At 59.5% G+C, this 12,895-nt stretch carries 7 protein-coding genes; 4 read left to right on the plus strand and 3 right to left on the minus strand.

The window, feature by feature from the left end:
- Positions 1-443: 443 nt before the first annotated feature.
- From RX331_RS09075 to RX331_RS09090, 4 genes are all read left to right on the plus strand, one after another.
- The gene (locus tag RX331_RS09075) at positions 444-1,055 is read left to right on the plus strand and encodes a 4'-phosphopantetheinyl transferase family protein (protein WP_317256237.1); all 612 of its coding nucleotides are present in this window, start codon (positions 444-446) and stop codon (positions 1,053-1,055) included.
- Positions 1,056-1,312: 257 nt separating this feature from the next.
- On the plus strand, positions 1,313-2,338 hold the full coding sequence (locus RX331_RS09080) for an alpha/beta fold hydrolase (protein ID WP_317256238.1): 1,026 nt from the start codon (positions 1,313-1,315) through the stop codon (positions 2,336-2,338).
- A gap of 22 nt (positions 2,339-2,360) precedes the next feature.
- Entirely contained in the window at positions 2,361-4,367 is a 2,007-nt protein-coding gene (locus tag RX331_RS09085; RefSeq protein ID WP_317256239.1) for a non-ribosomal peptide synthetase, read from the plus strand.
- A 73-nt stretch (positions 4,368-4,440) separates the two neighbouring features.
- Positions 4,441-5,619, plus strand: coding sequence for an acyl-CoA dehydrogenase family protein (locus RX331_RS09090; RefSeq protein WP_317256240.1), 1,179 nt, complete (start codon positions 4,441-4,443; stop codon positions 5,617-5,619).
- 111 nt (positions 5,620-5,730) lie between these two features.
- Here RX331_RS09090 and asnB read toward each other — a convergent pair whose 3' ends face one another.
- From asnB to RX331_RS09105, 3 genes are all read right to left on the minus strand, one after another.
- A complete protein-coding gene (gene asnB, locus RX331_RS09095; RefSeq protein ID WP_317256241.1) occupies positions 5,731-7,398 on the minus strand; it encodes an asparagine synthase B in 1,668 nt (555 codons plus the stop codon).
- A gap of 1,298 nt (positions 7,399-8,696) precedes the next feature.
- Complete coding sequence (locus RX331_RS09100) at positions 8,697-10,130, minus strand: HlyD family type I secretion periplasmic adaptor subunit (RefSeq protein ID WP_317256242.1); 1,434 nt, start codon at positions 10,128-10,130, stop codon at positions 8,697-8,699.
- Complete coding sequence (locus RX331_RS09105) at positions 10,117-12,828, minus strand: type I secretion system permease/ATPase (protein WP_317256243.1); 2,712 nt, start codon at positions 12,826-12,828, stop codon at positions 10,117-10,119. Before RX331_RS09105 ends, RX331_RS09100 begins: the two co-directional genes overlap by 14 nt.
- Positions 12,829-12,895 lie beyond the last annotated feature (67 nt).

Raw genomic sequence — 12,895 nt, forward strand, 5'->3', positions numbered from 1 at the left:
TTTGCCCGCATGGAGGACCTTCGCTTAGCCCTTTTCTTGCATCAAAAGAGGTACCTCCGGGGATGCCCACAAAGGGTCGTTGTGCCTCTGATCTTCAGGGGCCACCATGAGCGTTATCGTTCTAGTTGTTCACTCGGGGAAATCCGCATGAATGGCGCTCCGTTCATTAGAAAGAATGCACTTGTACGATGAGCGCTCGCGATCGGAATCCACGTATGACTTCTGACTGCCTTGGAGTCGACTTTATCCAATCTTCTGGCGCGGGCAGGGAAGGTGGCCATAGCGCTTTGGACGTGAGGCGGAATTTTCATGCTGTTTCGGCTCGGCCGGAATATCGATTATGTCGACCTGTCAGATGCAGCGTAAGTTATCCTCTAGCGGAGCCAGCACGGCCATCTCCGAGCTTTTTGGATAAAACAGTCGAGTTGAGACCCGGGATCACAATGCCGGTTTTCGAGAATGATGGTTTAAAGGTTCTGGCATTCACGCTCGATGTGGAGCAGGACATCGTTCGCGAGATAGGCGCTTGCCTCAACGAAGAGGAACGTAGGCGTGCCGAGGGGTTGAGACTGGAGCGGGACCGTCGCCGCTTTGTTGTTACCCGTGGGCAGCTGCGCCGGGTCCTCGCTTCCAAACTGGGAATTTCGCCGTCCGACGTTGAACTAGAATATGGACTGCTAGGCAAACCCCGCCTCTCGCACCGCATGCGTGGTCGGGACTTGCGCTTCAGCGTCTCACGATCCGCAAATGTGGCGGTCATTGCCCTCTCGACCAGGCAAGAACTCGGGGTGGACATCGAGGAAGTTTTCCCTGTGCCCGAAGCGGACGAGATCGCAGCGTTCTGTCTTTCCGCCTCCGAGTACGGATCCTACACCGCCCTTGGTCCGGAAGACCGGCTGGAAGGCTTCCTCCGGCGCTGGACACGGCTGGAGGCTATCTCTAAGGCCCTGGGGTGCGGCTTAGGACAGCCCATTTGCTGGGATGAAAAGGATTGGGCTGTCCGAACGTTCGTACCGAAACCTGGCTATATCGGGAGTGTGGTCGCCCGGAAATGAATGAGTCAGGAGTTGACGTTTCCGCGATGTCACCATTGACCTAACTAAAATGCATTGCGCGCTGCGGATAATAAGCGAGGAGCTAAACCAATTCCACTGAACTGCACGCAAGATGATTCAAACCGCGCTCGTTTCCACACTTCGCGCAGGTCGAGAACACGGGACAGTGCTTCATCGGGGAAAGAGGCAGTTTTGTCATGAAACCGTCGTGCAGGAGGCTTCGTCGGGAATCATGAAGAAAGTGATCGGAAAGCCCTATGTCGGCCGACGTGATAGAGATCCCGGAACTTCTTGCAGGCCTCGCGGTCAAGAACATCGAGGTCTGGGTGGATGGCGACCGGCTGCGGTGCAAGGTCCCAGCTGGCGCGCTGACGGCAGAATTTCGCGACCAGTTGCGGGACCGCAAGGGCGAGATCATCGCGTTTCTGAATATGGCCACGGCGGCGGCCCGCCAACAGCCTGCCATCATTCCGCTGCAGTCTCGCGGAACTCGCACGCCCATTTACGCCGTACCCGGGCATGTCGGAGCGCCCTTCTCATTCTCGCACCTGTCGAAGCACCTGGGCGGCGATCAACCGTTCTACGCACTCCAACCGTCTGGCTTCGATGGGCAGAGCGAGCCGATGGAACGCGTGGAAGATATCGCCGAGTACTTCGCCAGCCAGATCGTCCAATATCAGCCGACCGGTCCGTACATCATCGCCGGTTACTGCTCCGGCGCTGCAACCGCACTCGAACTGGCGAAAATTCTCGGACAACGCGGAGCGGGGGTCCCATGCATTGCACTCTTTGGTCCTGTTCACCCCACCACCTATCAGGAATTGCCGCGTCTGCTGTATTTCTCCGCCAGGAGTAGCGCCGAATGGTTCCTGCGAGATATGGCGAAGCTGCCGACATTCAGCGCCCGTCTCCAATATTTCAGCAGTCGCGTTCGGAATCTCGGCGAGCGCGTCCGCACCCTCGCGACCGGCATTCGCAAAAGCAAAGAGCCTGTCACAACAGATCCGGTTCTAGCGAGCCGAGCACGACTCAAATCCACGGCGATCGCGGCCTTGCAGCGGTACATTCCCACTCCGTATTCGGGTCGTGTATGTATATTCCTTCCGAACAAGGCCTGGCTACGATCGGGTGCAGCACCGCACAGATGGCTTCGAGTGATGCCCCGTGTTGAATTTTATTTCGGTCCGGACGATTGCGACGGTTCCCGTATGCTGGAGGAACCGGATGCACCTGCCGTTGCAGAGCTTTATCGTAAGGCGACCCAAAAAGTTGACGTGATTTGATTTACCATGAGGAGCGTATCTCATGAATGAAATCCGACCTATCGCGGCGGAGGGCGTAGCGCTTCCCCTGCAGAAAAATGCCGATCATCAGGCGATGGTTGTCGAGTACAATGCCACGGCAGCGCACTACCCGTCGGATAGGACGATCATCGATCTCTTCCGCGACCAGGCGACGCGTAGTCCTGACGCTGAAGCGATCCGCTTTGGCGATGCAACACTGACGTACCGGCAACTCAATGAACGCTCCAACCAGATGGCCGCGCATCTGAATTCGATCGGCGTAGGGCCGGGTCGGATCGCGGTTGTGTTCATGGAGCACTCCATTGAAGTTGTCGTCGCGATCTTAGGCGTCCTAAAGTCCGGCGCAGCCTATGTGCCGCTGGATGTGGCAACGCCGAAGGGGCGTCTTGCAACAATCCTGAAGGACATTGTCAACGGGACCGACGGTCGGACGCCGGTGGCGATCACTCAGGCGCGCCTGCAATCCGTCATTCCCCCGAACCTTGCCGACATATTCGTGCTCGATGCTGATTTCGGGTCGATTTTGAATCAGCCGGACTCGGACCGACCGTCCGCCACTCCGGACGGTGCCGCCTATATCATCTTCACCTCCGGCTCGACCGGCACGCCCAAGGGCGTCGTCATCGAGCACCGGAACCTGGTGAACTACATCTGGTGGGCCGCTCGGGTGTACAGTTCCGGTGAGCGTCTAGCATGGCCCCTTTTCTCATCACTCGCCTTCGACCTGACCGTCACGACCCTCTTCACGCCACTCATCACTGGCGGCCGCATTGTGGTCTATCTTGGCGATCCCGCGGCCCCGAGCATGGTGGTGCTAAAGGTCATCGACGACAGTGCCGTCGATATCATGAAGCTGACGCCATCGCATCTCGCGATGATCTGCGACCGCGATCTTGAGACCACAAGGCTGCGCAAGTTCATCGTGGGGGGCGAGGACTTCAAGACCGAGTTGGCTCGCGACATCACGAAAGCGATCCCCCATCCCATCGAGATCTACAACGAGTACGGACCAACCGAAGCCACTGTGGGCTGCATGATCCACCGTTTCGACATCGACCGGGATCAATCCGCATCGGTGCCGATCGGCGTTCCGGCCGCCAATGCGGGCATATATGTCCTCAACAAGGCACATCAGCCCACCGCCCGCGGCATCATCGGTGAGATGTTCATTGCGGGCGATGGTCTCGCGAGAGGCTATTTCAATCGCCCTGACCTGACCGACGAGTGTTTCCTCACGATCACCGATCCCAGAGATGGGTTTTCGAAGCTGCGGCTGTACAAGACGGGCGATCTCGCCCGCTGGAACTCGGAAGGGCGCCTGGAGTTTCTCGGCCGCGCCGATCATCAGGTGAAGGTTGGTGGTGCGCGTATCGAGCTGGGCGAGATCGAAGCTCGGCTTCTGAAGCACCCGCACGTTCAGGAATGCGCTGTCGTTGCTATCACCACCTCGGTGGCGAAACCAGCGACCCAAATCGGCTATGTCGAACCGTCAGCGGCCGAAGATGGCATCGCGCGACTTGTGGCCTATTATGTCTCCTCGAAACCCCCGAGCGTGGCGGAGCTGCGCGCCCACCTCGCCGAAGAACTCTTGGAGTCTATGACTCCGACGCACTATGTTCGTCTCGAACGGATGCCGCTCACGTCCAACGGCAAGATCGACCGCTCCTCGCTTCCCGAGCCGACGGCGAAAAACATCCAGCCTGCACAAGACTTCGCGCCCCCCTCGACGGAGACTGAGAAGACGCTGGCCACGCTGTGGTGCGATCTCCTGAAGACCGACTCGATAGGACGTCGCGATAACTTCTTCCATCTTGGCGGGCAGTCGCTCCTGGTGATGCGGGCGGTGTCGCACATGCGAAAGATCTTCGGGGTCGACGTGCAGCTTCGCAACCTCTTCGAGCGCCCGACAGTGGCCGAACTGGCCGAACTTATCGACGGAATGCGCTGGATAGCCATTTCCAGAGCCCCTTCAGTCTCGGAGGGACCGAGAGAGGAAATCGAACTCTAGCTTACCGCCTCCGAATGACCTTGGGGTATCAATCCGGACGCAAGCTTCTGCGTTGGACTCATAGCAGAGCGAGATGAAGATGATGGACAAAGCGTGGGTACCGGCGCGAGGACCGGCGCTGCCTTGGGTGGCGGGCGAGTATGAATCCTTACGGGACCAGGTCCGCCGGTTCGTCGAGCAAGAGATCAAACCCTGTGCGGATCGCTGGGAAGAAGACGGGTTCATTCCCCGTCCGATCCTGCGTCGCATGGGCGAACTCGGCTTCTTCGGCATCCGCTACCCGGCCGAGTATGGTGGCGCCGAGATGGACGCGGTCGCATCAACGGTCTTCGCTGAGGAACTCGGGCGCTCGACCTATGGCGGCTTCGCCGATGCGATGCTGGTCCATACCGACATGGCTTCCGGGTATGTCTTTCATGACGGGACCAACGCCCAGCGGGCCCGCTGGATGCCCGGCATTATCAGTGGCGAGGTGATCACCGCGGTCGCCATCACGGAGCCAGATGCGGGCTCGGACGCGAAAGCTATCCGCACGCGCGCTCTACGAGAGGGTGACTCTTACGTCCTCAATGGCACGAAGCTCTACATCACGAACGGCGTCCACGCGGATCTCTACTGCGTCGCCGCCAAGACCGATCCATCGGCAGGAAGCAACGGGATCACGATGTTTCTCGTCGAGAAGGGCACGCCAGGCTTCAGCATCGCCCGCGAGCTCGACAAGCACGGCTGGCGTTCCTCCGATACGGCGGAACTCGTCTTCGACGGTTGCCGGATCCCCACCGAGAACGTGCTCGGCGCCGAGGGACAGGGCTTTTACTCCATGATGCGCAACTTCCAGAACGAGCGCCTTGTTCTTGCCGCCATGGCGATAGGGACGGCCGGGTCGGCGATCGACATGACCCTCGCCTGGGTGAAAGCTCGCCGCGCATTCGGGGGCGTCCTATGGGACATGCAAGCGATCCGTCAGCGTCTCGCGATGCTCTCTGCGAAAGTGGAGGCAGCCCGCCAGTTTCTCTATGCCACCGCTTGGCGCATGGCGGCGGACGAAGATTGCTTGCGCGAGATCTCCATGTTGAAGGCCATCTGCGGCGAACTGGTCAACGAGGTCGTGTATGCGTGCGTGCAGTTCCACGGCGCGATGGGCGTCATGCGCGAGAGTCCGATCGAGCGCATGGCGCGTGACGCCCGCATCCTATCCATCGCCGGCGGCGCGACGGAGGTGATGTTGGAAGTGGTCGCGTCGATGTCGTGAGCCTAATGCGGCACTAAGGGCATCGCTCTGACATTACTCTGTGAAGGGGCCCCAGACTGTGCGGAGTCCGCGCTTCGGCGGTGCCTCCGAAATCGGAGGGGAGCCGATTGATCAAACGTTGTCAATAGCCTGAATATGAATCCCTTTCACTGCCCTTCCAGATGGGTCATCTATGCTCGCAAATTGCTGAGACCAGAGAAAAGCGGTCGGCGTGGAGCACGCGATCGAGGGACCGACTGGGACAGTTAGGCAAGCTGTCGGATTCTCGAAGATGCTATCAAAGATAGTCCTGTAGAAGTATCCTTCTTTGGAAGTCGGCGTTTGCTGCGGAAAGCGCCTGCTAGCCTCTGCGAGCATCTGATCTGAGACTTTATCCTCTGCATGCTGTCTCAAGCACTCAATCCAGCTGTACCCCACTCCGTCGGAAAACTGCTCCTTTTGACGCCACAAGATCTCCTGCGGCAACAGATCGGTGAATGCTTCCCGCAATATGCCCTTCTCGATCTTCGCGCCAGGGCACATTTTGTCGGCGGGGTCTATCGACATCGCATAGTCTAAAAATTCCTTGTCCAGGAAGGGTACCCGGGCTTCGACCCCCCAAGCAGCTGTTGCCTTGTTCGCACGACAGCAATCATACCTGCTGAGCGCAAAGAGTTTTCGAACAGTCTCCTCGTGGAATTCTTCTGCTGATGGTGCCATGTGGAAGTAGAGATAGCCGCCAAATACTTCGTCAGCGCCTTCTCCGGACAACACCATTTTGATGCCCATTGATTTAATTTTGCGTGCCATGAGGTACATCGGCGTGCCGGCACGAATGGTGGTGACATCAAAGGTCTCCAGGTGCCGGATCACATCTGGCAACGCGTCCAATCCTTCCTGTACAGTGAAAACAATCTCATGATGGACCGTGCCGATGTGAGCCGCCACGTTTCGTGCATACTTCATGTCAGGTGAATTTTCCAGGCCGACGGAGAACGAGTGCAGTCTTGGCCACCATGCTTCTTCGGTCTCTCCAGACTCGATCCGCTTGAAGCGATGGCGTGACGCGAGCGCCGCGATGAGGGAAGAGTCGAGCCCACCAGAAATAAGCACCCCGTAAGGCACATCGCACATCATTTGCTGCTTGACCGCAGTTTCGAGCGAAGTTCGGAGCTCGTGCAAGGACACCTTTTTCGTTGGGAGTGTATGTGCCCACGGTGGATCATACCACCTGACGAACTGTCCGACTTTGCCGCTATAGTAATGTCCCGGCGGAAACTCCTGGATCGTCTCGCATATGCGATCGAGAGCTTTCATTTCGCTCGCGACGTAAGTTGCGCCGTCGCCGCCCCACCCGATGTAAAGCGGAACAATGCCGATGTGGTCTCGGGCGACGAAGAAATCGCCACTGCGCTCGTCGAAGAGGGCAAATGCAAAAATGCCACTCAGCATATTGCACAAAGCTGATCCATACTCGTCGTAGAGATACAGGATGATTTCGCAGTCTGATTTCGTTCTCCAGACGTGCGGCAGCTTCAGTTCGTCGCGCAAAGCGATATGATTGTAGATCTCTCCGTTCACAGCCAAAGCCCGACCAGCCGTAACGTCGAGAAGGGGTTGGGCGCCGTGCTCCACGTCGACAATGGAAAGGCGTTCGTGCGCGAGTACTGCGCGCTCGCTGGAATAAATGCCGCTCCAGTCTGGCCCGCGGTGTCTGACTGTCTTTGCCATCTCGAGAGCCCTGCTGCGTGCCGACTCAAGCGGTTCGACAAATCCGAAGATGCCGACGAAACCGCACAAGGTGGTTAGCCCTTCCTATGCGTTAAGGTCGTTCTCGACAGTTCGGGAAGCACAACGTGCAGACCGGCCCATGCAGCGAACTTAAGTAGTTCTTGAGACATGAGAGCTTTCCTCTCGGGCTCTGCTCTACTGCTGGGTAACTAGCCCAAGCGCAGAGCTTGCCATGGCAGGAACTGGGTAACGCCGTAACGCCGGTACGCCGGGCCAGTCTACGCAAGTGCGACGGGTGGAATAATTGCTAAAAAGGGGCACTCCTCCGGCGCGTGTACGCGAAGGCCGCTTCGTTGTCGGCTGGTTCGGTGCCGCGATCGTCAAATTTGAGCTCCGCGACCAGCCGCCAGAGCTGGACCTGATGCGGGTTCGCCAACCGCCGGACTTGCTCTGTCGCGGACGCGTCGTCTAAGCAGTCAAAGTTCACCACGCCCCCAACTGGCGGAGTTCGTTTAGAATGTGAATACGATAGTGCGGCATCGCTAATCCCCGAAGGGGCACACACCATTGTATTGTAGCTGCCAAACCGAACTGTCGGGCCTAGAGATTTTAGTCCTTATGAGCTACCTCCGATGGGTAGCGTTCCAGGCGAGGAAGTCTTCCCGGAGGAAACATTGCCACGTTCGCGCGGGATATAGATGGCGCGAGAACATGACACGCCGGACAGCACCGAATCCGCGACTTCATTCATGTCGCCGACCTTGCATCCGGACATCTGAGACCTTGAGCCACCTGAATCAGGCCAGCGTCCTGAGCGTCAATCTCGGAACAGGAGCCGGCAACAGTGTTTTGGAGGTGGTCCGGACATTCGAGGCCATGAGCGGCAGGTCAATTCCCTAGGTGATCGGCGCGCGCAGGGTCGGCGACGTTGCGATCTGTCATGCTGGCTTGACGCCTGCGGAAGAGGTATTGTGTTGGAAATCAAGGCGATCATTGACCCAGATATGCGCAGATATTGGCGTCTGGCAGACGAGAGCTCCAGTTGTCTATCGCGACGTCCAGGTCTCGAATTCCTGAAACGAGTTTGTCAATCGTGAAAAACTTCTAAAGCCCTTGAGCGCCACCGACGACAATTGCGATCTGCCGGCATCTACTAGGACCGAGAGCGACGCGCGCCTTGGCCCTACGGCTTCAATACGCACGCCATCAACGGGGAACTGCAAGTGCAGGCACGTGAGATTGTGGTACTTGCGCAACATTTGCACTCACGGCTTTGTTGCGGCCATGCAGCGACCCATATCGAGCGAGCACCGATCTGGCGACCGACATAAAGGACGAAAGGCCAACGCAAAATGACGGCTTGCTGTTTATCGCTCCCGTAGCGACTCCTGCTTGTATCTCGCGAGCGGCGAGAGAAGATAGCTGATGACCGTTCGCGAGCCGGTCTTGATCTCGACCGTCACGGCCATTCCGGGCCCAAGTTTGACGAGTTTCTCGTCTATCTGCATGGCCACACGGTCGAGCGAGACACGAGCGGCATACTCCAGCTCCTGACCTTTGGGCTCGCTGCTGCTCGTCGCCGCGCCCATGGCTCGATCATTCGAAGCTCCCCGTGGTCTGTCGCGAGTGATAGCGTCGGACGAAACGCTGAGCACGTTGCCATGTAGAAGCCCATAGCGCGTGAAGTTGAAGGTGTCGACCTTGATCTCTGCTTGCTGGCCCGGCTGTACGAATCCGATGTCGCGGTTGGAAAGCATGGCCTCGATCTCCAGCTGGCTCTCGCTCGGAACCACCACGGCAAGTGCCTGCGCAGGCGTCACCACACCCCCGACAGTATGAACGGCTAGCTGTTGCACTACGCCATCAACGGGTGCGGCCAACCGCTGAAGTTTCGTGCGCCGTTCTGCCTTGATCACCTCCTGCGCAGCGCTAGCAGCCTTCTGTTCTGCCTTGGCCAATGCATCATAGGTCACCCGCCGATACTCCGCGGCGGTCCTGTCTCTGGTTTCCTTCAGCAACGCCAAGGCTGCATCGGCTTCGCGCAGCCGGCTCTGCTGCAGCACCAAGTCCTGCTGAAGGCCGACGAGCTCCTGGTACTCGGAGAGGTAGACGACCTTCGACGCCAGCGCCTTGTCGACCAGATTCTTGCGGATATCCACGCGCTCCTGCAACACCGGTATTGTCGCCTGCAGCTTCGCGACGCTAGCTGAAGTAGTCGCCCGTTCCGCTTCCTTCTGGCCCTGCTGGCGTTCGATCTCGGCGAGCTTGGCATTCTGTTCGGCGCGCTGGCTGATCAGGAACTGGCGATGCATCTCGATCTCCGCAGCGCTTGCGCTCTGTGGCGGCCGGAAGGCGGCCAGCGGATCCTCTGCGAGCGCGGCGCGCAGTCGGGCGGTTTCGAGCTCTGCCGCGAGGAGATCGCCCTTCTGACGTTCGTTGTCGGCTTCCGTCATCGTAGGGTCGAGTTCGATAAGGACGTCGCCGGCTTTCACGGTCTGCCCGTCGCGGACGCGGATGGCTCGGACGACTCCCGTGTCGAACGGCTGGATCAGCTTGGTGCGTCCGCCCGGCACAATTTTGCCGGTCGCTGTCGCGACGATATCGACGCTGCCGAACGACGCCCACAGTATAGCGATGCAGAAGACCGCGATGATGCTCCCGCCGATCGCGCGCCCGATCGGCGACGGCGGCGTTTCGGTGATCTCGAGCGCCGCCGGCAGGAACGCGATTTCATGCTCGCGGCGGCGGGCCGGAGCGGGAGATCTCGGAAACGGGACGATATTTCGGCTAGCGGACGTCATGGATACCGGCCTGCAAATAATGGAGGTTGGCGTAACGCCCGTTCGAGCGGATCAGCTCATCGTGGCTGCCGTCCTCGACGATGCGGCCATGCTCAAGCGTGATGATCCGGTTTGCATTGCGCACGGTCGAAAGCCGATGAGCGATGACGAACACGGTCCGTCCGGCGGCAATTCGCTTCATGTTCTGCTGGATGGCACGCTCGCTTTCGTAGTCGAGCGCGCTGGTCGCCTCGTCGAGGATGAGTATGCGCGGGTCGGTAATCAGTGCGCGCGCGATCGCGACGCGCTGGCGTTGGCCGCCGGACAGGCTGCTGCCGCGTTCGCCGACGATGGTGTCGTAACCCTCAGGCAGTTCCAGGATGAAGTCGTGGGCGCCGGCGAGCGATGCTGCCTCGATGACGCGCTCCATCGGCATGGCGGGATCGGCTAGCGCGATGTTCTCGCGGATCGAGCGGTTGAACAGCACGTTCTCCTGCAGGACGACGCCGATCTGGCGCCGTAGCCAGGTCAGATCGACCATCGCGAGATCGACGCCGTCGATCAGCACCCGTCCGCTCTCCGGCACATAAAGACGCTGGACCAGCTTGGTGATGGTGCTCTTGCCCGAACCGGACGAGCCAACGATGCCGATGACCTGGCCGGGCTTGACGTTGAATGACACGTTGTGGAGCACCTCGGGACCGTCGATGCGATAGCGGAACGTCACGTGCTCGAATGTGATCTGCCCGCGGATCGGCGGCAGTGCGGCGCGGCCCGGATTGAAGCTCGGCTCCGGCATGGTGTTGAGGATGTCACCGAGGCGTGCGATCGACAGACGGGCCTGGTGGAAGTCCTGCCACATCTGGGCGAGACGCAGCACCGGCATGCTCACACGCCCGGCCAGCATGTTGAACGCAACGAGCTCGCCGACGGTGAGATCGCCGCCAATCACAAGTCTAGCGCCGAAGTAAAGCGTTGCCGCGATGACCAGCTTGTTGATCATCTGGACCGCCTGGCTCGCCGTATTGTTCAGGCTAAGGACGCGGAAGCTCGCGCTCACATAGCCGGCGAGTTGTTCCTCCCATCGGCGCTGCATCTGCGGCTCAACTGCCATGGCCTTCAGCGTCTCGACGCCGGTGACGCTCTCGACCAAGAACGCCTGGTTCTCGGAGCCCCGATTGAATTTCTCATCGAGGCGCCGACGAAACAGCGGCGCAGCGCCCGCAGAAATGCCGATGTAAAACGGGAACGACGCCATAACGATCAGTGTCAACGTCGTCGAGTAGTAGAACATCACTGCCAGGAAGACGGCGGTGAACAAGAGATCGATGACGAGCGTCAGCGCGGAGCTCGTCAGGAACTGGCGGATATTCTCCAGCTCGCGGACGCGGGCGACTGAATCGCCGACCCGGCGGGCCTGGAAATATGCGATTGGCAACGCCATCAGGTGACGAAACAACCGGGCGCCGAGCTCCACATCGATGCGGTTCGTGGTGTGCGCGAACAGATAGACCCGGAGCGTTTCGAGAACGGCCTCAAACACCGTCAGCGCTACAAGACCAATGATCAGAACATCGAGCGTACTCATGCTTCGATGCACAAGCACCTTGTCGATGACCACCTGGAAAAACAGCGGTGAGATGAGCGCGAAGATCTGCAGGAAGAACGATGCTACAAGCACCTCGCCAAGAAGACGGCGATACTTGTGGACCGCGCCGACAAACCAGCCGATATCGAAACGGCGGGAGAGATCAGTTAGGGATGCGCGCCGCGCCATCAGGATGAGGTCGCCATCCCAGATCGCCTCAAGCTCGGCCTGCGTCATTGCTTCGGGCTGGGGAGACAACGGGCGCTGAACCAAAAGCTTGTCGTCGACGGTCTTGCCGAGGATCAGGAAGCCGCCGTCGCGCAGCAGCGCGATGCCGGGCAGCGGGGTGACTGCCAGTCTGTCCCAGCTCGTCCTCTGTGCTCGCGCCTTGAGTCCGAATTCCTTGGCGCAGCGTAGGATCTCGGTGACACCGAGCCGAGCCGCGCCCATCCGATGCCGGATCTGTTCCGGGTCGGCCGCAATGCCATGGCAACGCAGCAGGATCGCCACCGCCACGAGCCCGGATTCGTCTCCGCGCTCAAGTTGGGTGGTCGCAGCCTCGGATTCGGAACTCGCCGCCTGGACTGCCATATCGTGTCGTTCGCCGCAGCACCCACCCATCAATGTATCGAAGGCGTGCATCAAGGCGTCGTGGGCGCGCATCAAGGCATCGACGGTGTGGCGCGCCAAATCAGGGATGGGGACACTCATGCCCGCAAGGGCATGGAGCATCCGATCGACGACGTTCTGCGATCCGTTCAGGATCAAACGACCGTCCCAGATTTCCTCGAACTCCGTGCGCGTCATCAGCTCCGGACGCGATCCGGTCGGACGCAGCACGAGTGCTCCGTTGTGATCAACCTTGCCGAGAAGCAAGAACCCGCCGTCACGCAGCGATGCGATTCCTGGCAGTTTGAGGCTAGCAAGTCGTGTCCATTGCGTCGTTCGCGAACGGACCTCGACTCCGAACTGGCGCGCGCAACGAAGCAGGGCGCGCATACCTACTGTGCTGCTTCCGCAGCTATCACGGAGCTGGTCCGCATCGGCGTCGACGCCATGAAGGCGCAGGAACAGAGCCAAGGCTCGAAGCCCGTGGTCTGCGGCGTGGGCATTCCCATTCTGCATCGCCATAATGTTTAACTCAACCCTTCGCGGCTACCGGCCGCCTTTGTTGTTCCTTCTCATGCATTCCAAAACG

This window comes from Bradyrhizobium sp. BWA-3-5 (assembly GCF_032917985.1).
GTDB lineage: Bacteria > Pseudomonadota > Alphaproteobacteria > Rhizobiales > Xanthobacteraceae > Bradyrhizobium.

Bases quoted from the DNA above. Each gene is read 5' to 3' on its own strand.
- RX331_RS09080 (WP_317256238.1), top strand. From the start codon at position 1,313: ATGTCGGCCGACGTGATAGAGATCCCGGAACTTCTTGCAGGCCTCGCG.
- RX331_RS09100 (WP_317256242.1), bottom strand. From the start codon at position 10,130: ATGACGTCCGCTAGCCGAAATATCGTCCCGTTTCCGAGATCTCCCGCT.
- RX331_RS09085 (WP_317256239.1), top strand. From the start codon at position 2,361: ATGAATGAAATCCGACCTATCGCGGCGGAGGGCGTAGCGCTTCCCCTG.
- RX331_RS09090 (WP_317256240.1), top strand. From the start codon at position 4,441: ATGAAGATGATGGACAAAGCGTGGGTACCGGCGCGAGGACCGGCGCTG.
- RX331_RS09105 (WP_317256243.1), bottom strand. From the start codon at position 12,828: ATGGCGATGCAGAATGGGAATGCCCACGCCGCAGACCACGGGCTTCGA.
- RX331_RS09075 (WP_317256237.1), top strand. From the start codon at position 444: ATGCCGGTTTTCGAGAATGATGGTTTAAAGGTTCTGGCATTCACGCTC.